We start from the raw sequence: 24,497 nt of genomic DNA, 5'->3' as shown, positions 1-24,497 counted from the left end.
AATATATCGATTATGGCAAATGTTCAGGAAAATATAGCCAGGCTGTTCCCCGAGGCGACTTTTGAGGAGGGCGAATGGCTGTTGGTGAATATTCCCGATGCCAAATGGCACTCCCTTGCAAAGACATTGAAAGAGGATCCGGAATTCGGATTTGATTATCTTGTCGCAATCGTAGGTATGGACTGGACCGAGACGCTCGGCTGTATGTATTACCTTACCTCGACCACTCATAACACACACGTGTCAGTAAAGGTCACCACCTCTGACCGTGAGAACCCGATGCTTCATAGCATATCTGACCTCTGGGCGGTGGCAAACCTTTATGAGCGTGAGGTATATGACTATTACGGCATCATATTTATCAATCATCCCGACATGCGCCGTCTGTTCCTGCGCAATGACTGGGTGGGCTATCCCCTCCGCAAGGATTACAATGATGACCCCAATGTAAACCCCGTGCGTCTTGACCATGAGGCGGTTGATGATGTGACCGTTTCTTATGTAGAGGATGCCGACGGCAATATAGAGAAAAAGGAAGTGACAATCTTCCGTCCCGAGGATTTTGTTGTCAACATCGGTCCGCAGCACCCTGCGACTCACGGCGTGTTGCGTTTCCGCACTGCTGTCGAGGGTGAGACTATAACCAAGATTGACCTTTATCTCGGCTACATCCACCGAGGAATCGAGAAACTTTGCGAAGGACTCGGCTATCCTCAGACTCTGCATTTCACTGACCGTCTTGACTATCTCTCTGCCCAGCAGAACCGTCACTGCCTGTGTCTGTGTATCGAGAAGGCGCTCGGAATCGAGGTTCCGCGTCGCGCACAGGTAATCCGTGTCATGATGGACGAGCTTATGCGTATCTCTTCTCACCTGCTGTTTATGGGTACATTCTGTATGGACCTCGGTGCTACGACAATGTTGTTTTACACGCTGCGTGAACGCGAGACTATACTTAATATCTTTGAGAAGACCTGCGGTGCGCGCATGACATTCAATTATAACTGCATAGGCGGTATTATGGATGACATCGACGCTGATTTTGTAAAAGATGTAAAGCATCTTATCGAGATTATGCCCGCCGCAATCAAGGAATACAATACTATATTCACCGGCAATGTGATCGCCAATAACCGTATGGTGGGTGTCGGTCATCTTAGCAAGGAAGACGCTATTTCCTATGGCGCTACAGGTCCTGTGGGCCGTGCTTCAGGATGGGCGTGTGACGTGCGCAAGACAGCACCTTACAGCATATATTCCGAACTCGATTTTGATGAGGTCGTGCTTCATGAAGGTGACTGTATGGCTCGCTTCGTTGAGCGTATCGAGGAAATCAAGCAGTCGCTCCGCATTCTCGAGCAGCTTGTCGACAATATACCTGACGGAGAGATTTGTGCCAAGGTGCCCAAGGTCATCAAGCTTCCCGAGGGACACTGGTTCCAGCAGGTTGAGGCAAGCCGAGGCGCTTTCGGCGTATATATCGAGAGTCACGGGGCCAATACCCCTTGGCGCGTGAAGTTCAACTCTCCGTGTATGAATCTCGCCGGTGTTGTGGATCATCTCACAAGAGGCAGCAAGATTGCCGACCTGATCACTATCGGTGGTACACTTGACTATGTGGTGCCCGATATTGACCGTTAACACAAATGAAGAAAAAGTAACGAATAAACCGATATGTACGATTTATCAAAAGGAGCCGACTGGCTCAACCAATGGTTAAACGGATTTTGCCCCGCCTGGCTCACAGTTACGATTGAGTGTGTGCTCATAGGTGTCGTGCTTCTTCTCGCCTATGCTCTTCTGGCGCTATTCTATATTTATTTTGAGCGCAAGGTGTGTGCCGCGTTCCAGTGCCGTCTCGGTCCTAACCGAGTAGGTCCCGCCGGTATATTCCAGAGTGTTGCCGACATGTTCAAGATTCTTATCAAGGAGCTTATCTCGCTCAAGCACACTGACAAGTTCCTGTTTGCTCTCGCTCCTTATCTTGTCATAATTGCCTCTATGCTCTGCTTTGCCGTATTGCCCTGGGGCAACGGACTGCAGGTTATTGACTTCAATATAGGAATTTTCTTCCTTGTCGCCGTCTCTTCTATCGGTGTGCTTGGAATCCTCCTTGCCGGATGGTCAAGTAACAATAAGTTCACTCTTATCGGTGCTATCCGAAGCGGTGCCCAGATGATAAGCTATGAACTTTCCATCGGTCTTTCGGTTATTACAATGGTAGCGCTTGCAGGCTCAATGTCGATAACCGACATCTGTATGGCACAAAAAGACCTGTGGTTTATCGTTTCGGGACACATTCCCGCGATAATCGCGTTCATTATCTACATCATCGCAGGTACGGCGGAGACCAACCGTGGCCCGTTTGACCTTCCTGAAGCAGAGAGTGAGTTGACAGCAGGTTACCATACGGAGTATTCAGGTATTCACTTCGGCTTCTTCTACCTGGCTGAATACCTTAACCTCTTCATTGTAGCCGGCGTAGCGACGCTATTGTTTTTTGGAGGCTGGATGCCGCTCCATATTCCCGGGTGGGATGCGTTTAATCATGTGATGGACTTTATTCCCTCTGTAGTATGGTTTATAGGCAAGGCAATAGTGCTTTCATTTGTGATTATCTGGTTTAAGTGGACGTTCCCCCGTCTTCGTATCGACCAGTTGCTGCATCTTGAATGGAAGTATCTTCTCCCGATTAACCTCGCCAATCTTGTGCTGATGGTTATCGTGATTTGCTACGGCCTGCATTTTTAAGAGTTAAATAATTAAAATATATAACCTCAGATTTTTATAAAGATGAGCGATAAATTCGGAACAGTTAGTCAGGTAATCGGCCCTGTGGTCGATGTGACTTTCGAAGGGAAGGATAACATAATTCCTCCAATCTATACCGCACTTAAAGTAGACCGTCCCGATGGGTCGGAGCTTATACTTGAAGTGGAACAACACATCGGTGAGGATACAGTGCGCTGCGTCGCTATGGAAAGTACCGACGGTCTGCAGCGTGGCATCAAGGTTGAAAACCTTGGACGTCCTATAGCCGTGCCTACCGGTGACCAGGTCAAGGGTCGCCTTCTCAATGTGATTGGAGAGGCTATCGACCACCTTCCCGAACTGAAGCGTGACGACCTGCGTCCGATTCATCAGCCTGCGCCTGCATTTGACGACCTGACTATCGGTACGGAGATTCTGTATACCGGTATAAAGGTGATTGACCTTCTTGAGCCTTATAGCAAGGGTGGTAAGATCGGTCTTTTCGGTGGTGCCGGTGTAGGAAAGACCGTGCTTATCATGGAGCTCATCAATAATATCGCCAAAGGACATAACGGATTCTCGGTATTTACCGGTGTGGGAGAGCGTACCCGTGAGGGTAATGACCTGCTTCGAGAGATGATTGAGAGCGGCGTTATGAAGTATGGCGACAAATTCCGCGAAGGAATGGAGAAGGGCGAGTGGAATCTTGCCGATGTAAACATGGAAGATGTGGCCAATTCACAGGCTACACTCGTGTTCGGTCAGATGAACGAGCCGCCGGGTGCGCGTCTTCGTGTTGCGCTTTCCGGTCTTACCGTGGCTGAGCAGTTCCGTGACCAGGACGGCGGCGGTAAAGAGATTCTTCTCTTCATTGACAATATATTCCGATTCACCCAGGCGGGTTCTGAGGTGTCGGCGCTTCTTGGACGTATGCCTTCGGCTGTGGGTTATCAGCCTACGCTTGCTTCCGAAATGGGTGCGCTTCAGGAGCGAATCACTTCCACAAAGCAAGGTTCAATTACCTCGGTTCAGGCAATTTACGTGCCTGCCGATGACTTGACCGACCCAGCTCCGGCTACCACATTCAGCTTCCTTGACGCGACGACGGTGTTGAGCCGTAAGATTGCCGAGCTTGGTATCTATCCTGCGGTAGACCCGCTGGAGTCAACCTCACGAATCCTCGACCCCCACATTATCGGTGAGGATCATTACCAGACAGCCCAGGCTGTGAAGCAGCTGCTTCAGAAGTACAACGAGCTTCAGGATATTATCGCCATCCTTGGTGTTGACGAGCTTTCCGATGAAGACAAGCTTGTCGTAGCGCGTGCGCGTCGTGCCCAGCGCTTCCTTTCTCAGCCATTCTTCGTGGCAGAGCAGTTCACCGGACTTCCCGGTGTGATGGTGCCTCTGAGTGAGACAATCCGCGGATTCAAGATGATTCTCAGTGGAGAGATGGATGAATATCCCGAGCAGGCGTTCCTCAATGTCGGTACAATCGACGAGGCTATCGAGAAGGGTAAGAAGTTGCTTGCAGAGGTAAAATAAGATTAACTGACGACTATGGTACTTAAAGTTATATCGGCAGAAAATATACTGTTTGAAGGTGAAGTGGAGAAAGTCTCGCTTCCCGGAGCAGGCGGCACTTTCGTGGTGCTTCCCCACCATGCTTCGCTCATCTCTACCCTTGTAAAAGGGACGGTGAGCTATGAGCATAACGGACACAAAGGTGAAGTCAGCGTGGACGGTGGCATTGTCGATGTAGATAACGATGTGGTATCAGTGTGCATATATTGATATGAAACGACTCGTATTCTTACTGATGATAATGTGTGCGGTGCTTGTATCGCCGCAGTGCATGTCGGCGTCAGGTCATGACGGCGGTCAGGAGGAGAAGAAGATTAATCCCAAGGAGATTATCTTCGAGCACCTCGGTGACGGATATGGCTGGGAGGTGCCTTTCAGCCATGATCTGCGTATACCATTGCCGGTCATAGTCAGAAGCTATGACGGGGAGTGGCACTGCTTTAGCTCAAGCCGCATTCAGCACGGCAAGGAATACGACGGCTTCAAGCTTGGAGGAAAAGACAGCAAGTGGCATAACAAGATAGTAGGGGAGCGTCCTGTTACTGTCGGTGGAAAGACCGTCATGGAGGAGTATCGCCCGCTTGACTTGTCCATAACCAAAAATGTGCTTGCTCTTTTTATCTCGGTCATTATAGTGATGTGGATGATACTTCAGGTGGCATCCTGGTATCGCAAGCAAGGCTATAAGGCTCCGCGTAAGTTTACCGGCGCGATTGAGGCGCTTATCGAGTTTGTCTACCGGGGAGTCATCAAGCCTACTCTCGGTGCAAAGTCTCCGAAATTCGCACCTTATCTTTTGACGGTGTTCTTTTTCATCCTTGTGATGAATCTGCTCGGACTTATAGTGATTTTCCCTGGAGGTGCCAATCTTACAGGAAATATCGCCGTTACACTTGTGTTGTCGCTGATAACATTCCTTATTGTCAATATCTTCGGCACAAAGCATTATTGGAAAGATATTTTCTGGCCCGATGTCCCGTTGTGGCTTAAATTCCCAATTCCGATTATGCCGATAATCGAGATATTCGGTGTGTTTACCAAGCCCGCCGCGCTTACGGTGCGTCTGTTTGCCAATATGATGGGCGGACATATCATCGTTATCGTGCTCACACTGCTTATATTTATCCTTGCGGTGCTGGGACCTGCGGTTGCCGGCGGAGCCACGGTAGTATCGGTATTATTCTCGATATTCATGCTTCTTATTGATGTGCTCGTAAGTTTCATCCAGGCTTATGTGTTCACTATGCTTTCGACCTTGTTTATCTCTCTCGCACAGGAGGAAGGACATAAGGAGAAGGAGCATGATAAAGAACTTAAAACAGAAAAATAGAAAATAACTTAATACAAACACTTTAAACTTAAATTTATTATGTTAGCAATGATTTTAGCAGCAATCGACGGCCTTTTAGGCATTGGTGCATGTGTTGGCGCAGCAATCGCAGCAATTGGTGCAGGTATTGGTATCGGTAAAATCGGCGCATCTGCCATGGAAGCCATAGCACGTCAGCCTGAAGCTACCGGTGACATCCGTAGTAATATGATTGTTATCGCGGCGCTTGTCGAGGGTGTGGCTCTCTTTGCCGTTGTCGTTTGTCTTCTTTCGTTCTTCCTCTAATTTCAAGCTTGACCGATGGAACTTTTCACGCCTGAATTTGGCTTGGTTTTCTGGATGTTTGTCGCCTTTGCCGTACTGTTTCTGGTACTTGCGAAGTGGGGGTGGCCAGCAATCATGAAAAGTGTAGAAAGCCGTGCCGACCTCATTGATAAGGGTGTGGAGTACGCTCAAAATGCCAAGGAGCAGCTTGATCACGCCCGTGAAGAGGCCGAGAAATATATAGATGAAGCTCGTAAACAGCAAGCTGAAATGCTCCGTGACGCCGACCGCATGAAGACTCAGATTATCGAGGAGGCGCGTGCCGAGGCTCAGAAAGAAGCAAAGAAGCAGATGGATGCCGCCAAGGTGGCAATCGAGCAGTCGCGTAAGGAAGCGGAATTGCGCTTCCGTGATGAAGTCAGCTCGTTTGCGCTTGAGATAGCCTCAAAGGTTGTCAGAAAGCAGATGTCAGACGAGAAGGCTCAATCCCAATTGGTAAATTCACTTTTGGACGAAATCGAAAATAAAAATTAGCACGCAATGAATCAAGGTCTTATTCCTAATCGTTATGCTAAGGCTCTGTTTAAGTTTGCCTCTGAAAAGGGTGAAGCCGACAGGGTGTATGGTCTGATGAAGCAGCTCGCAGCCTCGTTTGTGGAGCAGCCAAGGCTTCAAGCCGTAATCGCAAATCCCTATATCCCGGCAGAAGACAAGACACGTCTTTTGATGACAGCCGCTCACGCCGACGAGAAGAAAGACTCTTGTTATGTTGATTTCCTGCACCTGTTGCTCCATAACCGCAGGATAGAGTTTGCACGTGATATTGCCCTTGCCTATCTTGACATATACCGGGAGGCTAACAATATCTATCTTGTCAAGCTCACTACTGCGGCAGAGCTTCCTGAGGAAGAGATAAAGCGTCTGCATGACCTTGTAGAGCGTCATCTCAACGGTGCTGTCATGGAATTTTCCAGAATTGTCGACCCCTCGCTTATAGGCGGCTTTGTGATTGATATCAATTCAGAGCGTCTTGACGCGTCGGTGAGCAATGAACTAAAACAATTGCGTCTTGAACTTTTAAGCAACTAACACATAATGATTAACCCAAGCGAAATATCGGAAGTATTAAAACAACAACTCGAAAACGTCAACAATAAGGTGTCGTTTGAGGAGGTTGGTACGGTCCTGGAGGTAGGTGACGGTGTTGCCCACGTCTATGGTCTTGAAAATGTGCGTGCCAATGAGCTTGTAGAGTTTGAAAATGGTGTCAAGGGCGTTGCCATGAACTTGGAGGAGAGCAATGTCGGAGTGATTTTGCTTAACAACATTGACCGTGTGACCGAAAATATGACCGTACGTCGTACCGGTGAGATTGCTTCAATCCCTGCCGGCGAGGGTCTCTTGGGTCGTGTAATCAATGTGTTGGGCGAACCTATCGACGGAGCCGGCCCTATTACCGGCGAACTCTACCACATGCCGCTTGAGCGCAAGGCTCCCGGTGTGATTTTCCGTCAGCCTGTGAAGCAGCCGCTTCAGACCGGTATAAAGGCTGTCGACTCGATGGTGCCTATAGGTCGCGGTCAGCGTGAGCTTATTATCGGTGACCGCCAGATCGGTAAGACTGCCATTGCAATCGACACCATTATTAACCAGCGCAAGAATTACGAGGAAGGCAAGCCTGTCTACTGTATATATGTGGCAATCGGGCAGAAAGCCTCGTCAGTGGCTGCGATTGTGCAGACTCTCCGTGAAAACGGTGCGCTCCCTTATACAGTGGTTGTGGCGGCAAATGCCTCTGACTCGGCTGCGATGCGTTACTATTCGCCTTTTGCCGGAGTAGCGATCGGCGAGTATTTCCGTGACACCGGTCGTGACGCTCTTATCGTTTATGATGACCTGTCGAAGCAGGCGGTGTCTTATCGTGAGATTTCTCTTATCTTGAAGCGTCCGTCGGGACGTGAGGCTTACCCGGGCGATATATTCTACCTGCACTCCCGTCTTCTTGAGCGTGCCGCCAAGATTATCGACAATCAGGAGGTTGCCGCTTCGATGAATGACCTTCCCGCTGTGTTGAAAGACAAGGTTAAGGGTGGAGGCTCGCTCACTGCGCTTCCTATCATCGAGACTCAGGCTGGTGACGTGTCGGCTTACATTCCTACCAATGTGATTTCTATCACCGACGGTCAGATATTCCTTGAGACTGCGCTGTTCAACCGCGGTATCCGTCCTGCGATTAATGTGGGTATCTCTGTATCGCGTGTGGGTGGTAACGCTCAGATTAAGTCAATGAAGAAGGTTGCCGGTACATTGAAGATTGACCAGGCTCAGTTCCGTGAGCTTGAGTCGTTTACCAAGTTCGGCGGTGACATTGACCCGGTTACGGCGCGTGTTATCGACAAGGGACGTAAGAATGAACAGCTGCTTATCCAGCCTCAGTACAGCCCTCTTGCTGTAGAAGAGGAGGTTGCAGTCATATTCTGCGGAACAAAGGGATTACTTGAGAATGTGCCCCTTGATAAGGTGGCTGAGTTTGAAAAGCTATTCCTGCAGTTGCTGCATGCGAAGTATCAGACTGATGTGCTTGACGTGATAAAGAGCGGTCAGCTTACCGACGATGTCGTGGCTAAGCTGACAGAAAGTGCTAAAGAAATTGCAAGCCGTTATAAATAAAATAATATTGGGAGATGGCAACATTACGCGAGTTAAAAGGTAGAATCGGCTCGGTTCGCTCTTCGGAGAAGATAACCGGTGCAATGAAGATGATTTCATCGGCAAAGATGCACAAAGCCGAGCAGGCGTTGAAGCGCCTGTTGCCCTTCAGGGGACAGATTCAGACAATAATCGGCAATCTGCTGTCGGCTGATGCTGAATTTGCATCGCCTCTGATTGAGAACCGCGAAGTGAAGCGCGTAGGCATCGTTGTATTTGGTTCCGACGACGGACTTTGTGGTGCCTACAACATCAATATATTCAAAGGGCTGCTGGTCGAGCTTGAGAAGTGTCGCGAGCGTTATGGCTCGTCGGTCGACTTCACGCTATATCCGGTGGGTGGCAAGATGTACAAGGCGGTAAGCAAGCTGTCGGGCTCTCACATACGTGTGGAGGTGCCTGAGGGCATACATTCCAAAAGCACCGGTGAGGAGGTAAAGAAGTTTACCTTTGACCTTCAGCAGAAATACCTTGACGGAATAATTGACACTGTAGAGATAATTTACATGAGCTATAAGAGCGTAAGTCGCCAGATACTGCGTTCTGAACAGCTCTTGCCGGTTGTCCAGGAGACACTTGCCGGCAACGATGTTACAGTGCAGTGTCGCCCTTATATTTTTGAGTCTGATCCTAACACAATCTTCAATTCAGTGTTGCCGCTGTTTGTGCTCTCGGTCATGCAGGAGACATTCACCGAGAATCAGGCATCGGAACAGGCTGCCCGCGTAATGGCGATGCAAAGCGCCAACGATAATGCCAAGAAACTGCTCGAAGAGCTGCAGCTTGAATACAATAAGCTGCGCCAGCAGGCAATTACCAGCGAGCTTCTTGACATATTGGGCGGTCAGGTGAGGTAAAGTGACTTTTAACAATAAATAAAAACATATTAAGAAAAAGACCAATCATCCACTATGGGCAGTGTTAAAGATTATTTTTCATCACTGGGCACCGGAGTTGTCAGCCTACTCAAGGGCATGGGCGTCACGGGCAAGGAGTTTTTCACTCCTAAGGTGACCGAGGAGTATCCCGACCATCGTGATACGATTCAGTATGCAGCCCCGCGTTTCCGTGCTAAGTTGCAGTTTATTTATGAGCCTGACGGGCGCAACCGGTGTATCGCTTGTGGAATATGCCAGCGTAATTGCCCCAACGGCACTATTACAGTTACCACCAAGATGGTGGATCTCCCTGACGGGAAGAAGAAACGTAAACTCGACAAGTACACATATGACCTCGGCAGTTGTACATTCTGCGAGCTGTGTGTGACTACTTGTCCGCAGGATGCAATCGAGTTCTCTAACGATTTCGAGCAGGCGGTGTTCACCCGCGAAAAGCTTGTCGAGCAGCTTAACTATCTGCCCGAGCAGCCCGATGATCCGGCTCCAAAGCCGTCGGCGGTGAAAGCAGCCCCGGCAGCCGCTGAAGCCAAGGCTGAATGAGATTCATTGCTATAAACCGATCAGAAAAGAAAAAAAACTAATTAATTATATGGAATCAGTAGGAAGTATTGTTATGTACGGGATAATCGTTGCCGCGATTATCATCTTCTCGATACTTACTGTTACCACCCGTCGCATTTTGCGCGCCGCGACCTACCTGCTGTTTGTGCTTTTTGCCACGGCAGGTCTTTACTTCAAGCTTGACTATGAGTTTCTTGGAGCCGTGCAGATTGCCGTCTATGCCGGTGGTATCGTCGTGCTGTTTGTGTTCTCTATTTTGCTCACAAGCAAGCCCGGTGACAGTAGTGCGAGACTTACTTCAAAGCGACGTGTGTTCGGCGCTATTGCCGCCGTGGCGTCACTCGTGGTGCTTGGTTATGCCCTTATGAGCCGTCCTGAGATATGGACAACCGTATCGGCGCCATTCACAATGGAGATGACGATGAACCATCTTGGAGAGATATTGCTCGGTACTGAAAAGTATCAGTATCTTCTTCCCTTTGAAGCAGTGAGTGTGTTGTTATTGGCATGTATAATCGGCGGCGTGGTAGTCGCCCGTAAACGATAGGCAAGTCATGGATAAATTATCTGTCATCTGTTATATCATCCCCAGTATGATAATGTTCTGCTGCGGGGTTTACGGTTTTATCACCCGTAAAAATATGATTGCTATACTCATTTCTCTTGAGTTGATGCTTAATGCCGTGGATATTAACTTTGTCGTGTTCAACCGTTTCCTTTTCCCGGGACAGCTTGAGGGCATGATGTTCACTCTTTTTGCAATTGCTATAGCTGCGGCTGAGACCGCTCTCGCGATTGCCATTATCGTGAATGTCTTCCGCGCTGTGAAAAATGTTGACGTAAGCGACCTGAACAAATTGAAACTGTAAGCGGCTATGGAAACAATGTCAATTTTAATATTAGCTATACCTCTCTTCATGTTCCTCTTGCTCGGACTGACGGGCATGAAGATGAGTCACAAGCTTGCGGGTACGCTCGGCTGTCTCGGCATGGGCACAACCCTCGTGCTTGCCTATACTGTGGCGTTTACTTATTTTTTCAGCGGCGGCGCTGATTTTATCAATGCTGCCGGCGAACGCCTTCAGTCGATTCTCTGGAATGTCACCTGGCTTCAGTTTACTGACAAGCTGGTGATACGCCTCGGCTTCCTTCTTGACCCGATTTCAGCCATGATGCTTGTGGTCATCACCACTATCTCATTCATGGTTCATCTTTATTCGATGGGTTATATGCGCGATCATCATGGAGTGTTTGAGAGAGGTTTCCAGCGTTTTTACGCATTCCTTTCTCTGTTTAGCTTCTCGATGCTCGGGCTTGTGGTGGCAACCAATATTTTCCAGATGTATATATTCTGGGAGCTTGTGGGTGCGTCATCATTCCTGTTGATTGGATTCTACTACACCAAGCCTTCTGCAGTGCTTGCGTCAAAGAAAGCATTTATCGTAACCCGATTTGCCGACCTCGGCTTCCTTATCGGTATACTCGTGCTTTCTTATTATACCGGCACATTTAACTTCACCGAACTCACCTCGGCTCCTGTCGACGGTCTTGCCAACGTATTCCAGGTAAGCGAGACTACAGCAGCGGGAGTAAAGAGCATTTTCGCCAACAGCGCGGCTCCGCTTTTCATGGGTGCGTCTGTGATGACATGGGCTCTCGTGCTGATTTTCATGGGTGGAATGGGTAAATCGGCGATGATGCCGCTCCATATCTGGCTGCCCGATGCGATGGAAGGTCCTACTCCCGTTTCAGCGCTTATCCATGCTGCTACGATGGTTGTTGCTGGTGTTTACCTTGTGGCGCGTCTGTTCCCGCTTTACCTCATGGAGATACGCTCTCTTGAGATTGTAACTGTGGTCGGAGCTGTCACCGCGCTTTATGCGGCGATTGTGGCGTGTACGCAGGTTGACATCAAGCGTGTGCTTGCATTCTCGACAATATCTCAGATTGCTTTCATGATGGTGTCGCTCGGCGTCGCTCGTCCGGAATTCCATCACGGCATCGGTTACATGGCGGGTATGTTCCACTTGTTCACCCACGCTATGTTCAAGGCGTTGCTGTTCCTTTGCGCCGGAGCTCTTATCCATGCAATCGGTTCAAACGACTATACTGACATGCACGGTCTTCGTAAATACATGCCGATTACCCATATCACGTTCCTTATCGGCTGTCTTGCCATTGCCGGTATCATTCCTTTTGCAGGATTCTTCTCAAAGGACGAGATTCTTACCGCATGCTTCGGCAACTCGGCTCTGTGGTATGTCTGGATGTCGGCTGTCGCAGGTCTTACCGCCTTCTACATGTTCCGTCTTTACTACCTGATATTCTGGTGGAAGGAGCATAAGGTACATGAGGGACATCATGCCCCCCACGACCAGCCTTGGACCATGACCCTCCCGCTTGTGATACTCGCAGCGATTTCTTGTGTTGCCGGATTCGTGCCCTTTGGCAATCTTGTCACCTGGAACGGACATCCTATGTTTGACCATGTGTCATTCTTCACCAATCTTGAGCATCTTGACTGGACAGTGGCTGCCGTTTCACTCGCCGTGGCAATCATAGCTATCGTAATCGCCACTGTGATGTACCGCAAGGAAAATCCTCTGCCTGCAAAGTTCAGAAATGCGATGCCCGCACTTTGGACATGGGCTTACCATCGCTTCTACTTTGATGAACTTTACATGTTTATCACCAAGAATATTATCTTTGACAAGATATGCAAGCCTATTGCTTGGTTTGATCGCCACATCATCGATGGAACGATGGATATGTTTGCGAAGGTTACGCAGCGTCTTTCTGTATCGATTCGCGGACTTCAGTCAGGCAGTGTGCAGACCTACGTTTGGGTTTATCTTGTCGGAGCGCTTGTCATGGCGTCTATTGTATGGCTCTGCCTATTGTAATTTAACTGGTGCAACTCAAATATAGTAATTATGATATTTTCTAATATTCTGATATATTTTGTAGTCATCCCTCTGGTGATGCTCGGCTTGCTGTTCCTTTGCAGGAACATGAACCAGATACGCACCGTTGCTGTGGTAGGGTCGACTGCCCTGGTGGCTCTATCGGTCTACCTTGTAATAGATTTTCTGCATCTTCGTGAGGCAGGTGCCGACGCGGTGATGCTTTATACCGACTCGTGGATGTGGTTTGAACCGCTCAATATACATCTTGCAATAGGTGTCGACGGTATCTCGGTTGCGATGTTGCTGTTGTCAGCGATTATCGTTTTTGCCGGAACATTTGCTTCATGGAAGATTGATCCGCTTCCCAAGGACTTCTTCCTTTGGCTCATATTGCTGTCGACCGGTGTGTTCGGATTCTTCATCTCGATCGACCTTTTTACGATGTTCATGTTCTATGAGGTCGCTCTTATCCCGATGTATCTTCTTATCGGTCTTTGGGGTACGGGACGTAAGGAGTATTCAGCGATGAAGCTTACCCTTATGCTTATGGGTGGCTCGGCGTTCCTCCTTCTCGGTATACTCGGTATATACTACCATTCGGCTCCCGAGGGCGGCAAGCTTACAATGAACCTTCTTGAAATCTCGGCTAACAACGCGATTGACCATAACTGGCAGTATTTCCTCTTCCCGATAACTTTTGTCGGATTTGGTGTGCTTGGCGCGATGTTCCCGTTCCACACATGGAGCCCTGACGGTCACGCTTCGGCGCCTACCGCCGTGTCAATGCTTCATGCCGGAGTGCTTATGAAGCTTGGAGGTTACGGCTGTTTCCGTGTCGCTATCTATCTTATGCCTCATGCAGCCAACGAGCTTGCGTGGATATTCCTTATCCTTACCGGCATATCGGTAGTGTACGGTGCGTTCAGCGCATGTGTTCAGAACGACCTCAAGTATATCAACGCTTATTCTTCAGTGAGCCACTGCGGACTCGTGTTGTTTGCCATCCTTATGCTCAACACCACTGCTATGACCGGTGCTGTGATGCAGATGCTTTCCCACGGTCTCATGACGGCTCTCTTCTTTGCGCTTATCGGTATGATTTACGGTCGTACCCACACCCGCGACATTCGCCTCATGGGCGGACTCATGAAGATAATGCCGTTCCTCGCGGTCTGCTATGTCATAGCCGGTATGGCGTCGCTCGGACTTCCCGGTCTCAGCGGATTTGTCGCCGAGATGACTATCTTCGTCGGTTCGTTCCAGCATGAGGACATGTTCCACCGTGTGTTCACAATAGCTGCATGCTGTTCGATTGTGATTACCGCTGTCTATATCCTCCGTGTTGTTGGCAAGCTTCTGCTTGGTCCTGTCTATGACGAGCATCACTTGACGCTTACCGATGCAAAATGGTGGGAGCGCCTTTCAACTGTGACACTTATCCTTTGTGTGGCAGGTATCGGTTGTTTCCCCAACTGGATTAACGACATGATTCACAATTCATTCCTTCCTATAATTGAAGTATTGACTAAATAAGATTATATAAGATATGGATTATTCACAATTTTTGGTCATGTATCAGGAAATAGGATTGTTGGTCCTGATCTTATTGGTCTTCCTGTTTGATACATTCAGCTCCAAGGAAGCTCCTCGCGGACTTTCTATGTTTACCGTCGTGCTGTTTGGCTTGCTTACGCTTGCCGGCTTCGTGACTCCCTGTTGCAAGGAGGTGGCGAGCGCTTTCGGCGGTATGTATGTCACTTCACCTACTATGGTCGCTATCAAGAATGTGCTTAACATAGGTGTTTTCATTGTACTTATCCAGGCTAAGGGATGGGCTCACAGTGAATTCATGAGAGTGCGCCGCGGTGAATTTTATGAACTTTTGCTGATTACGCTTTTCGGAATGTACCTGATGATTTCAGCTCGTCACTTCCTGCTCTTCATCATCGGTCTTGAAACAGCGTCACTCCCTCTTGCTGCTCTTGTCGCATTTGACAAGAACCGCTATGAGAGCCATGAAGCAGCTGTGAAATATATGCTTACTGCTGTATTCTCATCGGCTATCTTCATGATGGGACTAAGCTTTGTCTACGCTCTTGCCGGAACACTTTATTTCAGTGACATCGCTGCATCAGTCATTGACGGAGGTGCTATGCTTATTGTGGCTGTGGCGTTTGTCATCGCGGGTATGGGATTCAAGCTTTCACTTGTTCCGTTCCATTTGTGGACCGCCGACGTATATCAGGGTGCCCCGACATCAATTACCTCTTATCTTTCGGTCATCTCAAAGGGCGCCGCTGCATTTGCATTCTTTGTAATCATGGTGCAGGTGTTCGGACCGTTCTACAATCAGATATGGGAATGGATGCTCTATGCCCTGATTATCCTTACCATCACTGTCGGTAACCTTTTTGCCCTCCGTCAGAAGAATCTGAAGCGATTCCTCGCATTCTCTTCAATCTCTCAGGCAGGTTATATCATGCTTGGCGTGATAGCAGGAAGCGCTCAGGGTCTTGGCTCTCTGATTTACTACATCCTTGTCTATATATTCTCCAACCTTGCCGCTTTCGGTGTAATCCAGTCGATAGAGAGCAAGACAGGACGTGTGGACATGGATTCTTACAACAACTTGTATTCCACCAATCCTAAACTTGCATTCACAATGATGCTTGCCATGTTCTCTCTCGCAGGTATTCCCCCGTTTGCAGGTTTCTTCAGCAAGTTCTTCATCTTCTCGACTGCTGTCGCTTCAGGTTCGGTGGCTCTTTACATCCTTGTGCTGATTGCGTTGATAAATACAATTATCTCTCTTTACTACTACCTGCTTGTAGTAAAGGCTATGTTTATCAACAATCAGGAAGATTGTGTCATTGCCCCGTTCAAGTCATCGGTTTCTGACCGTCTTGGCATGTGGATATGTGTTGCCGGTATTATCCTCGCCGGTATCGTAAGCTGCATTTACAATGGCATTGTCAATACCTCGGTTCATAATCCGGAGTATATCTTCACAATCTTTGCTAATTGATATAACTTGACATGAACATAGTAAGCGGGAGCCCGACATCGGGTGTCCCGCTTATTTTATTGTGGAAATTTGCTATCTTTGTGTCATGGCTGACAATTATCTTGAAAGAAAAATGGAAGAGCATAGGGCGGGGCGCGGTGTGTCCTATCGCCCTAAACTGACCCCTTCAGGCAGGAAACAGGGTGAGATTTCGTTAAAATTCCCGCCGCGAAGGGTGTTTGTCACCGGTGGGGCTTCCGGCATAGGCAAGGCTATCGTGACTGCATTTCGCAATGCGGGATGTCGTGTGGCGTTCTGCGATGTCAATGTTAAGGAGGGGACGCTCACTGCGCAGTCATCCGGCGCGCGTTTCTATCCGGTGGATGTCACGGATGTCGCGGCGCTTGAACAGTGTATGCAAGATATTTTTGACCTGTGGGGCGACATAGATGTGCTCATAAATAATGTAGGAGTAAGTGACTTCAAGAGGCTTGCCGAATCTACTGTGGCCGACTTTGACAGGATGATGCATGTCAATGTACGGCCTGTATTTGTCACCTCGCGCATGCTTGCCTTGCACAGGGAGTCATTGCCTGAAGTCAACCCCTATGGACGCATAATCAATATATCGTCAACGCGTCAAGCCATGAGTGAGCCGGGCACCGAGGCTTATTCCGCGTCTAAAGGCGCTGTGTCATCCTTGACTCATGCGCTTATGATGTCATTTTCCGGGACCGGGGTGACCGTAAATTCGATTTCGCCGGGATGGATTGAGACCGGCAGCCAAGAAGGGTTAAGTGAAGCCGACCATCGCCAGCATCCGTCAGGCAGGGTGGGGAAGAGTGACGACATTGCAAGACTGTGTATCTGGCTGTCATTGCCTGACAACGATTTCATCAATGGAGAGAATATAACAGTCGATGGAGGCATGACGCGCAAGATGATTTACGTATAATCATTCGCGTTGCTCGCTGCTATAACGGGAAGGAGTCATGCCATAAATCTCTTTGAAGGCTGAAGAGAAGTGTGACGGATTGGCAAATCCTGTGGCATATGCTACCTCGGCTACACTAAGTTTCTTTTCTCTCAGTAGCCTTGCCGCCTGTTTCATGCGCAAAGATTTTATGAAGTCGCGTGCCGACAGGTCGGTTAATTCCTTCATCTTGCGATGGAGGTGTACGCGGCTCAGCCCTACTTCCGAGGCGAGTTTCTCAACGCTGAAATCGGGAGAGGATATGTTGGCATTGATGACATCCATGATGCGGTTAAGAAGCACCTCGTCCTGTGACTTCATGACTATTTTCTTTACGGAGTCTTCCTGCTCCTGTATTCCCGAAAATTTGGCGCGCAGTAGATGGCGGTTGGCAAGCAGGGATGTTATGGTGCTTCGGAGCACCTCGGTGCTGAACGGTTTGGTCAGATAGGCGTCGGCACCCGCCTCAAGACCTTCCATGCGGTCCTCGTTTTCAGCTTTAGCCGACAGAAGTATCACGGGAGTGTGGTTTATGTTCACGTTCTGCTTGACTTTACGGCAGAGAGTATAACCGTTTATCCCGGGCATCATTACATCGCTGATTATTATATCAGGAGTGTCGGTGAGTATAGCAGAAAGGGCTTCTTCGCCATTGTCAAATGCCGTTACCTTGTAGTCTGCCGACAGTTCCTTCAGCAGATAGTTGCGTATCTCGGCATCATCTTCTATCACTGTCACAGTGCGGTTGCTTTTTGACTTGACATCATCGTCGGTATCCTCAGGCTCATACAGAGACATGTCCATAAGCTCATTTGAGAACATTCTCATCGGTTTGTGGGTGGTGTCGGTAGCGATTTCATCGATTGACAGGTGAGCCGAGCCGAGGGGCAGCCTGATGATAAACTCACAGCCGCTTTCCCCTACATGGTTACGCGCGTGTATCGTTCCGTGGTGAAGCACAACAAGCGAGCGGCAGAGGTGAAGCCCTATGCCTGTGCCGAGATTTGTCGATGTCATTTCGTTTTCTATTCGATAAAAGCGGTCAAATATCTGTTCAAGCTTGTCGGCGTCTATGCCTATTCCGCTGTCAGAGATGGATATTTCAGCATATTCTGTAAACGGAGGCAAGCCTGTGGCGTCATGCTTTTCAGCGACCGTCAGGTCGATTGAGCCGCCTTTCGGTGTGTACTTGAATGCATTGGACAGTATGTTCAGCAACACCTTGTCAAAATTGTCGGTGTCAATCCACACCGGCAGTGAGTCACTGCCGTGATGAAACGTCATTGAGATGTCGTTTTCACGGGCGATATATTCAAAAGGCTGTATCGCTTCGTTTATAAACCCTATAATGTCGGTTTCACGCATTTTTACCTTCATTTGTCCCTTTTCAAGCTTCCTCATGTCCATGAGCTGATTCACAAGCCGCAGTATGCGCTGGGCATTTCGGTATATCATGATGTAGGTTGAGCGCAATCGGTTATCGTGGGTGTCGTTAATCAGTTTTTCAAGCGGGTTTATTATTAGAGTCATGGGGGTGCGTATCTCATGGGAGATATTTGTGAAAAACTGGAGCTTTGCCTCGATTATCTGTTCTGCCTGCTGCCTGTCAAGCTGTTCACGGTTGCTTGCGATTCTTGCCTTGAAGTAATGTATAGCGGCAAGTAGTATCAGGCATCCGGTCACGACATACAGCATTATTGCCCACCATGTCTGATACCACGGCGAGTTTACGATGATTTTTAGCGACCGTGTGCCATTCTCCGATGTATCACCTGCGACGCGCACCTGAAAGAGATATTCTCCCGGAGGCATGTTGTTGAATGTCAGCTGATTTTGCCCCGGAGCCGTGGTGAGCCATTCTTTCCCGTGTTCATATATGCGGTATTGATACACAAGTTTGTCAGGGTTGTCATATGTAAGCGTGGAGAAATATATGCTGAATGTATTGTCGGCCGACGACAGGTTGACGGATTCTGCCTCTCCGAGTTCCCTGTCAAGAATAGGCTTGCCGTCAGATGTCAGCGTGGATGTGTTGACAGGAGCATTGAATATGTCAAACCGTGTTATCACCGGATGGTATTCCCGCGGATTGTCATTTATGTCATAAGGATGAAAGGCTGTTATGCCGTTGGTTCCGCCGAAGTATATCACGCCGCGCGAATCCTCGCAGAATGCACCGTGGGAGAATTCATTGCCCTGAAGCCCGTCGCCGCTGTCAAAATTGACAAAGCGGTTGTCGGATGGGATATACTTCGTGATGCCGTGGTAAGTGCTTATCCACATGTTTCTGCCTTCATCCTCGCAGATACCGCATATTACATTGTTTGGCAGTCCGTCGGCGGTGGTAAAGTGCTTTACCGACCTGCCGTCGGGATTAAACCTGTAAAGCCCGTCGGAAGTGCCACACCATATATTGCCTTTGCTGTCGCTGGCTATGGCGTAGCCGATGCTCCCCTTTACCACATTATAGCTTTCACCAAAGCTAAGATAACCGTCAGTGAATGTATTAAAACAGCTCACCCCGTCATAATGAGCAATCCAGATTTTTCCGTCAGGCGCCATATATAGATGGTTAATCCAGTCCATAGGCATATTACTGTACATCACTGCGCCGTGATTAAAGGAAAGGAATGTCGCTTTATCAGACTCAGGATTATATCTTATCAGGCCGTTTCCGAGTGTACCGAGATACAGGTCGCCGTCCTTCCCTTCCACGATGCTGTATATTTTAAATGTGCGGAACCGGTTGACCTGAATAAGCTCTCCTGAATCGGTAATCCTTACAAGTCCTGATGTGAATGTGCCGGCCCATCTTCTTCGCTTTGAATCGCGAAACATGCACAGGACTGTGGATGATGAGGGTATATAGTTTACACGCGAAAAATTTTCGTCAAGTTCATAAAGCCCGTCATTGTCGCAGCTGACCCATACATGATGGTTTTCCTCCGAAAATAGAGCCATTACACAGCCGTTGCCAATCTGATTGCCGGGAATGGTGTTTCTGCCGCAATACTCAAAGTTAAACCTGCGTCCGGCTATCATGGCGACTCCGCGCTGAAACATAGCGAGCCAGAGATTGCCGTCGCGGTCAGTGACAATCTGGTGGATTTTGCCGTCGGTGCATCCTGCAAGAGCCGAGCCGAGAGGTATATCCTCTATAGCCCTGTCGGTAAGAAGCCGGGCGCCATATCCTTCAGTGCCGACATAATACTCGGAGTTATACTTGCCGAGTGACTTGACCGACAGTTTTTCCCCTTTATAAGTGAGATGTGTTATCGTCGACGTGCCTTTATCAAAGCGGTCCACTCCTCCGTCAAGCGAGCCTATGAATATCATGCCTCCTTCCCCTTCGAGAATTGAGGTGATTTTATCGCCTGCAAGCTCGGGCGAACTGAAACACCTTGCCTTGCCGCCTGCCGGGTAGTAGCGGCAGGCACCTTTGTTTTCGGTGCCGATCCATACAGCGTGGCTCGAATCCTCATAGATACAGCTGATAAACTCACTCCCGACGGCCTCTGACAGCATGTCGAGCCGTGAGATGCTGTCGGAGACGGGATTATATAGGAATATACCATATCCGGCGGTGCATATCCAGATGTCGCCATTGGATAATTCGATAATATCCGTCACGTGTGGGGTGATTATTGATTCTTTTAGATAAATCGGTATCCGGCGGAACGACTCGCTCGCCCGGTCCCATTCCATGAGCCCCTTCAGTGTCCCGACAAGCATTTTCCCGTTCCGGTTTTCCAGGATGGTGCGCACATAGTTGTCACATAGCGACGTGCTGTCGCCCGCCACATTTTTATATGTTACAAATCTTGTGCCGTCAAATCGGTTCAACCCGTATTCCGTGGCAATCCATATGAATCCCTTGCTGTCTTGATATATCTTGTTGACAAGGCAGCTTGACAGGTTTCCGTCTGACGAGAAGAACTTAGTCTGCTGTGATGACACGGAAAGTGTTAAAATAATTAGGAGTTGGGTGATAAATAGACGCTTTGGGTTCATGGCTTTGGTTTTGTGCAAAAATAAGTAAAATGGAACGTGGAGAAAAGATAAATTTTATGTTATATAACATAAATGGTACGTAATCGATGATTTATGTAACGTAAATGACATTTGTGTTGCATAAAAAGGTATAATTGTTACGTGAAAATTGATGGTATAATGTATAAAAAGATTAAATTTGCAACAAGATCAATCAATTTATCAACCTTTTTAAACCCAACTAATATCACAAAAAATATTAACCCATTTTTATTAAAAAATTAACTCAACCCCAAAAAACTATTACCGGAAAATCAAACCAATCGAGAACTTTAACTATTCCCAAAAACTAAAAATTATTTTCATGAAATGCACAGAGTTTAATCTGAAATTCATAGCGGCAATGCTGATATGCATTATGTCGCCGCTATGGGCATTTTCCCAGACAATCACAGTCTCGGGTACAGTAGTCGATGAGTTGGGAGAACCTTTGATCGGGGCAACCGTTCAGCAAAAAGGTACTTCCAACGGTACATCGACTGACATTGATGGTAATTACACTTTAAGTGTATCGCCCAAGGCTACCATCACAGTTTCTTACGTGGGCTACAACACGCAGAACATCGAAGTCAACGGACGCAATGTAATTAATGTTACAATGCAGGAAAATTCAGCCGTTCTTGATGAAGTGGTTGTAGTCGGTTACGGTCAGATGAAGCGTAGCGACCTTACCGGATCGGTAGTCTCTGTAGGAGAGGATGCGGTCAAGAAGTCAATTTCTACCAGTATCGACCAGGTGTTGCAGGGACGTGCTGCCGGTGTGCAGATTCAGGCAAACTCCGGAACTCCGGGTGCTTCGACCTCAATCCGTATCCGCGGTATCAATTCACTGAATGCCACCAATCAGCCTATCTTTGTTATCGACGGCGTGGTGATTGATTCCGCTACTGATGACGAGAGCTCTAACCCGCTTGCATCAATCAACCCGTCAGACATCGTGTCAATGGACGTATTAAAGGATGCTTCGGCTACGGCTATATATGGTTCGCGCGCGAGCAACGGTGTCATCATGATCACCACCAAGCGAGGAAAGGCAGGTGAGGCTACCGTCACTTACGATGTTTATCTTGGATGGCAGGAGATGCCGAAGAAGTATGACATGCTCAACCTTCGCGAATATGCCGAGCATCATAATTTCCGTGCCGATTATCTGAGCTCTGTTGACAAGAACAACGCTTTCATACGCCCGGAGCTTCTTGGCGAGGGTACCGACTGGCAGGATGAACTTTTCCGCAAGGCATTCATGATGAACCATAACGTGTCGGTCACCGGTGGTAACGAACGCACAACCTGGGCTTTCTCCGGAGGCTATCTCGACCAGGACGGTATCGCTCTTGGCTCGGGCTTCAAGCGTTACACACTCCGCTCTAATCTGGAAACCCAGATAAAGAGCTGGCTGAGAGGTGGAGTAAACTTCTCGCTTACCGACTCAAAGCAGCAGGTGGGCACTGACAACAATACTATCATCAGCGCGCTTATTCAGCAACCTACTGTAGCAGTGACCGCCCCCGACGGTTCATTTGACGGACCCGATGATGTGTGGATGCCTGACAATCCTGTAGGTCTTGCGTCAATCATCACCAACAAAAACAAGAAACTCAACTTCCGCCTGAACGCTTTCCTTGAAGCCACACTTTACAAGGGGCTGACTCTACGCACCGAGCTTTCAGGTGATTACAACTTGAATAAGTATTATTTCTACGAACCTGACTATCAGTTTGGTATCAAGACTCAGGATCAGCGCACATCGCGTTGGACAAAGACCGATACTAAATATTGGTCGTGGCGTAACATCCTTACTTACAATAACACATTTGCCCGCAAGCATAATGTCAATGTAATGCTTGGTCAGGAAATGTCAAAGAGCTATTGGGAAAATCAGGTAGGAGCCACTACCGGATTCCTCTCCAACAGTACACCCGACCTTAGCGCCGGTGACATCTCCAAGTCAACCAGTACCGGTTCGCGCAACATCAATTCAATCGCGTCATTCTTCGGTCGCGCGTTTTACTCTTTTGACGAGCGTTATCTTTTGACGGCAACTATCCGTCGTGACGGTTCGTCCAAGTTTGCGAAAGGTCACAAGTGGGGTTGGTTCCCGGCTGTCGCTCTTGCATGGCGTGTGTCACAGGAAAATTTCCTCCGTGATGTTGACGAGATTAATTCGCTGAAATTGCGTGCAGGCTGGGGTAAGACCGGTAACCAGAACGTAACCGACTATGCTTACATGGCTCTCCTTGCCAACAAGACTACCCCCTGGGGTGTAGGTGTGCTCACCGGCAACACTGCCAATCCCGACCTTACCTGGGAGACTACCTCTTCTTACAATATAGGTCTTGACTTGGGTCTGCTCCAGAACCGTATCGAATTTATCGCCGACGTCTACTACAAAAAGACCGACAATCTTCTTCTCCAGCTCCCGTTGCCTTCATTCCTTGGTTCAGGAGGTCATGGCGCGGCAAACAATCCTTGGGGTAATGTCGGCTCAATCGAGAACAAAGGTATAGAGCTTACCCTTAACACAACCAATATCGTGACCCGCGATTTCCAGTGGACATCAAACGTAGTGTTCTCCCTTAACCGCAACAAGGTTAAGTCGCTCGACACAGCCAATTCATCTATCGAGAAGAGCTATCAGCCCTCTTCAACCAACTATATCGTCACCAAGACCGTCGTAGGCGAGCCTATCGGTCAATTCTGGGGATATAAGGTGATAGGCCGTTTTGACAAGCCTGAGGATTTCTACTACCATGATGCGGCAGGCAACATCCAGCAGGTTGCTATCCCTTCCGGTAACACCATTTCACAGAGCTCGACCTGGATTGGCGACTATATCTATGAGGATATCAACGGTGACGGTGTGATCGACAGCAGCGACTGTACATTTATCGGTAATCCCGAGCCTAAATTCACATGGGGCTTCGGCAATACATTTACATGGAAAGGCATTGACCTGAACATCTTCTTCTCCGGTTCTTACGGTAATGACGCGCTCAACCTTACCCGTATGCGTATCGAGGATCCGCGACAGAACTCCAATATCCTGCGCTCTTCACTCAACTACGCAAAGGTTGATGTAATAGACCCCAACCTTCCCGCCGATGACTTCCGTAACCTGCATGTGGTTAACCCCGGTTCAACTACAATGCCGGCACTGCAGCGCACCGACGCCAACGCCAACTATACCCGCGTCAGCGACCTTCTTGTAGAGGATGCCTCTTACATCCGCCTGCAGAACATCTCGATCGGCTATACATTCCCCCGCAACTGGATGCGCAAGATCTATCTCCAAAATCTGCGTGTATATTTCAGCGCACAGAATGTATATACATGGAGCAAATATAAAGGTCTTGACCCCGAGGTTGGCGCAATGTATGGTGACGCTCTTATGACAGGCGTTGATTACGGCCGCTATCCGTCGCCGCGTATCTACACCTTCGGTCTCAATGTTTCATTCTAACCTTAA

General features: G+C 48.5%; 19 protein-coding genes. 18 read left to right on the top strand and 1 reads right to left on the bottom strand.

Annotated features, from left to right (window positions below; all coding sequences use genetic code 11):
- Nucleotides 1-12 precede the first annotated feature (12 nt).
- The 17 genes from E4T81_RS03140 to E4T81_RS03060 all read left to right on the top strand — a co-directional run bounded on the left by E4T81_RS03140 (nucleotide 13) and on the right by E4T81_RS03060 (nucleotide 16,963).
- Nucleotides 13-1,641 carry an NADH-quinone oxidoreductase subunit C gene (locus E4T81_RS03140; RefSeq protein ID WP_135041292.1) on the top strand — a complete coding sequence of 543 codons (1,629 nt, stop codon included), beginning with the start codon at nucleotides 13-15 and terminating at the stop codon, nucleotides 1,639-1,641.
- A 33-nt stretch (nucleotides 1,642-1,674) separates the two neighbouring features.
- Nucleotides 1,675-2,751 (top strand): NADH-quinone oxidoreductase subunit NuoH, encoded by a 1,077-nt coding sequence (gene nuoH, locus E4T81_RS03135; protein ID WP_135041290.1) that lies wholly within the window; start codon nucleotides 1,675-1,677, stop codon nucleotides 2,749-2,751.
- Nucleotides 2,752-2,793: 42 nt separating this feature from the next.
- A complete protein-coding gene (gene atpD / locus E4T81_RS03130) occupies nucleotides 2,794-4,296 on the top strand; it encodes a F0F1 ATP synthase subunit beta (protein ID WP_135041288.1) in 1,503 nt (500 codons plus the stop codon).
- A 15-nt stretch (nucleotides 4,297-4,311) separates the two neighbouring features.
- Nucleotides 4,312-4,545 (top strand): F0F1 ATP synthase subunit epsilon, encoded by a 234-nt coding sequence (locus E4T81_RS03125; RefSeq protein ID WP_135041286.1) that lies wholly within the window; start codon nucleotides 4,312-4,314, stop codon nucleotides 4,543-4,545.
- A gap of 1 nt (nucleotide 4,546) precedes the next feature.
- Nucleotides 4,547-5,665, top strand: coding sequence for a F0F1 ATP synthase subunit A (atpB, locus tag E4T81_RS03120; RefSeq protein WP_135041284.1), 1,119 nt, complete (start codon nucleotides 4,547-4,549; stop codon nucleotides 5,663-5,665).
- A gap of 39 nt (nucleotides 5,666-5,704) precedes the next feature.
- Nucleotides 5,705-5,950: an ATP synthase F0 subunit C gene (gene atpE, locus E4T81_RS03115; protein WP_135041282.1), complete on the top strand. Its 246-nt coding sequence runs from the start codon at nucleotides 5,705-5,707 to the stop codon at nucleotides 5,948-5,950.
- 15 nt (nucleotides 5,951-5,965) lie between these two features.
- Nucleotides 5,966-6,463 (top strand): F0F1 ATP synthase subunit B, encoded by a 498-nt coding sequence (gene atpF, locus E4T81_RS03110; RefSeq protein ID WP_135041280.1) that lies wholly within the window; start codon nucleotides 5,966-5,968, stop codon nucleotides 6,461-6,463.
- A 6-nt stretch (nucleotides 6,464-6,469) separates the two neighbouring features.
- Nucleotides 6,470-7,018: a F0F1 ATP synthase subunit delta gene (locus E4T81_RS03105; RefSeq protein ID WP_135041278.1), complete on the top strand. Its 549-nt coding sequence runs from the start codon at nucleotides 6,470-6,472 to the stop codon at nucleotides 7,016-7,018.
- A gap of 6 nt (nucleotides 7,019-7,024) precedes the next feature.
- Entirely contained in the window at nucleotides 7,025-8,599 is a 1,575-nt protein-coding gene (gene atpA / locus E4T81_RS03100) for a F0F1 ATP synthase subunit alpha (protein ID WP_135041276.1), read from the top strand.
- Between the two features lie 14 nt (nucleotides 8,600-8,613).
- Nucleotides 8,614-9,495, top strand: a complete 882-nt coding sequence (gene atpG, locus E4T81_RS03095) for an ATP synthase F1 subunit gamma (protein WP_135041274.1) — start codon at nucleotides 8,614-8,616, stop codon at nucleotides 9,493-9,495.
- Between the two features lie 54 nt (nucleotides 9,496-9,549).
- A complete protein-coding gene (locus E4T81_RS03090; protein ID WP_135041272.1) occupies nucleotides 9,550-10,077 on the top strand; it encodes an NADH-quinone oxidoreductase subunit I in 528 nt (175 codons plus the stop codon).
- Between the two features lie 49 nt (nucleotides 10,078-10,126).
- Entirely contained in the window at nucleotides 10,127-10,645 is a 519-nt protein-coding gene (locus E4T81_RS03085; RefSeq protein WP_135041270.1) for an NADH-quinone oxidoreductase subunit J, read from the top strand.
- A gap of 7 nt (nucleotides 10,646-10,652) precedes the next feature.
- The gene (nuoK, locus tag E4T81_RS03080) at nucleotides 10,653-10,967 is read left to right on the top strand and encodes an NADH-quinone oxidoreductase subunit NuoK (protein ID WP_135041268.1); all 315 of its coding nucleotides are present in this window, start codon (nucleotides 10,653-10,655) and stop codon (nucleotides 10,965-10,967) included.
- Nucleotides 10,968-10,982: 15 nt separating this feature from the next.
- Complete coding sequence (gene nuoL, locus E4T81_RS03075) at nucleotides 10,983-13,001, top strand: NADH-quinone oxidoreductase subunit L (RefSeq protein ID WP_371683028.1); 2,019 nt, start codon at nucleotides 10,983-10,985, stop codon at nucleotides 12,999-13,001.
- A gap of 30 nt (nucleotides 13,002-13,031) precedes the next feature.
- Nucleotides 13,032-14,537 (top strand): NuoM family protein, encoded by a 1,506-nt coding sequence (locus E4T81_RS03070; protein WP_135041264.1) that lies wholly within the window; start codon nucleotides 13,032-13,034, stop codon nucleotides 14,535-14,537.
- Between the two features lie 13 nt (nucleotides 14,538-14,550).
- A complete protein-coding gene (locus E4T81_RS03065) occupies nucleotides 14,551-16,029 on the top strand; it encodes an NADH-quinone oxidoreductase subunit N (RefSeq protein ID WP_135041262.1) in 1,479 nt (492 codons plus the stop codon).
- A gap of 85 nt (nucleotides 16,030-16,114) precedes the next feature.
- Nucleotides 16,115-16,963, top strand: a complete 849-nt coding sequence (locus tag E4T81_RS03060; protein ID WP_135041260.1) for an SDR family NAD(P)-dependent oxidoreductase — start codon at nucleotides 16,115-16,117, stop codon at nucleotides 16,961-16,963.
- Here E4T81_RS03060 and E4T81_RS03055 read toward each other — a convergent pair whose 3' ends face one another.
- Nucleotides 16,964-20,992 (bottom strand): two-component regulator propeller domain-containing protein, encoded by a 4,029-nt coding sequence (locus E4T81_RS03055; protein ID WP_135041258.1) that lies wholly within the window; start codon nucleotides 20,990-20,992, stop codon nucleotides 16,964-16,966.
- 343 nt (nucleotides 20,993-21,335) lie between these two features.
- Here E4T81_RS03055 and E4T81_RS03050 point away from each other — a divergent pair, with 343 nt between their 5' ends.
- Nucleotides 21,336-24,491 carry a TonB-dependent receptor gene (locus E4T81_RS03050; RefSeq protein ID WP_135041257.1) on the top strand — a complete coding sequence of 1,052 codons (3,156 nt, stop codon included), beginning with the start codon at nucleotides 21,336-21,338 and terminating at the stop codon, nucleotides 24,489-24,491.
- Nucleotides 24,492-24,497 lie beyond the last annotated feature (6 nt).

The sequence above is a fragment of the Barnesiella sp. WM24 genome (assembly GCF_004570975.1).
Taxonomy (GTDB): Bacteria; Bacteroidota; Bacteroidia; order Bacteroidales; family Muribaculaceae; genus Muribaculum.
Note: the sequence above shows the minus strand (reverse complement) of the source record. Positions and strands in the feature narration are given on the sequence as shown.

Coding starts and splice junctions, on each gene's coding strand:
- E4T81_RS03090 (WP_135041272.1), top strand. CDS start 9,550: ATGGGCAGTGTTAAAGATTATTTTTCATCACTGGGCACCGGAGTTGTC.
- E4T81_RS03055 (WP_135041258.1), bottom strand. CDS start 20,992: ATGAACCCAAAGCGTCTATTTATCACCCAACTCCTAATTATTTTAACA.
- atpF (WP_135041280.1), top strand. CDS start 5,966: ATGGAACTTTTCACGCCTGAATTTGGCTTGGTTTTCTGGATGTTTGTC.
- E4T81_RS03125 (WP_135041286.1), top strand. CDS start 4,312: ATGGTACTTAAAGTTATATCGGCAGAAAATATACTGTTTGAAGGTGAA.
- E4T81_RS03050 (WP_135041257.1), top strand. CDS start 21,336: ATGAAATGCACAGAGTTTAATCTGAAATTCATAGCGGCAATGCTGATA.
- atpG (WP_135041274.1), top strand. CDS start 8,614: ATGGCAACATTACGCGAGTTAAAAGGTAGAATCGGCTCGGTTCGCTCT.
- nuoK (WP_135041268.1), top strand. CDS start 10,653: ATGGATAAATTATCTGTCATCTGTTATATCATCCCCAGTATGATAATG.
- nuoL (WP_371683028.1), top strand. CDS start 10,983: ATGTCAATTTTAATATTAGCTATACCTCTCTTCATGTTCCTCTTGCTC.
- atpD (WP_135041288.1), top strand. CDS start 2,794: ATGAGCGATAAATTCGGAACAGTTAGTCAGGTAATCGGCCCTGTGGTC.
- E4T81_RS03070 (WP_135041264.1), top strand. CDS start 13,032: ATGATATTTTCTAATATTCTGATATATTTTGTAGTCATCCCTCTGGTG.
- atpA (WP_135041276.1), top strand. CDS start 7,025: ATGATTAACCCAAGCGAAATATCGGAAGTATTAAAACAACAACTCGAA.
- atpB (WP_135041284.1), top strand. CDS start 4,547: ATGAAACGACTCGTATTCTTACTGATGATAATGTGTGCGGTGCTTGTA.
- E4T81_RS03065 (WP_135041262.1), top strand. CDS start 14,551: ATGGATTATTCACAATTTTTGGTCATGTATCAGGAAATAGGATTGTTG.
- E4T81_RS03140 (WP_135041292.1), top strand. CDS start 13: ATGGCAAATGTTCAGGAAAATATAGCCAGGCTGTTCCCCGAGGCGACT.
- E4T81_RS03085 (WP_135041270.1), top strand. CDS start 10,127: ATGGAATCAGTAGGAAGTATTGTTATGTACGGGATAATCGTTGCCGCG.
- E4T81_RS03105 (WP_135041278.1), top strand. CDS start 6,470: ATGAATCAAGGTCTTATTCCTAATCGTTATGCTAAGGCTCTGTTTAAG.
- E4T81_RS03060 (WP_135041260.1), top strand. CDS start 16,115: ATGGCTGACAATTATCTTGAAAGAAAAATGGAAGAGCATAGGGCGGGG.
- nuoH (WP_135041290.1), top strand. CDS start 1,675: ATGTACGATTTATCAAAAGGAGCCGACTGGCTCAACCAATGGTTAAAC.
- atpE (WP_135041282.1), top strand. CDS start 5,705: ATGTTAGCAATGATTTTAGCAGCAATCGACGGCCTTTTAGGCATTGGT.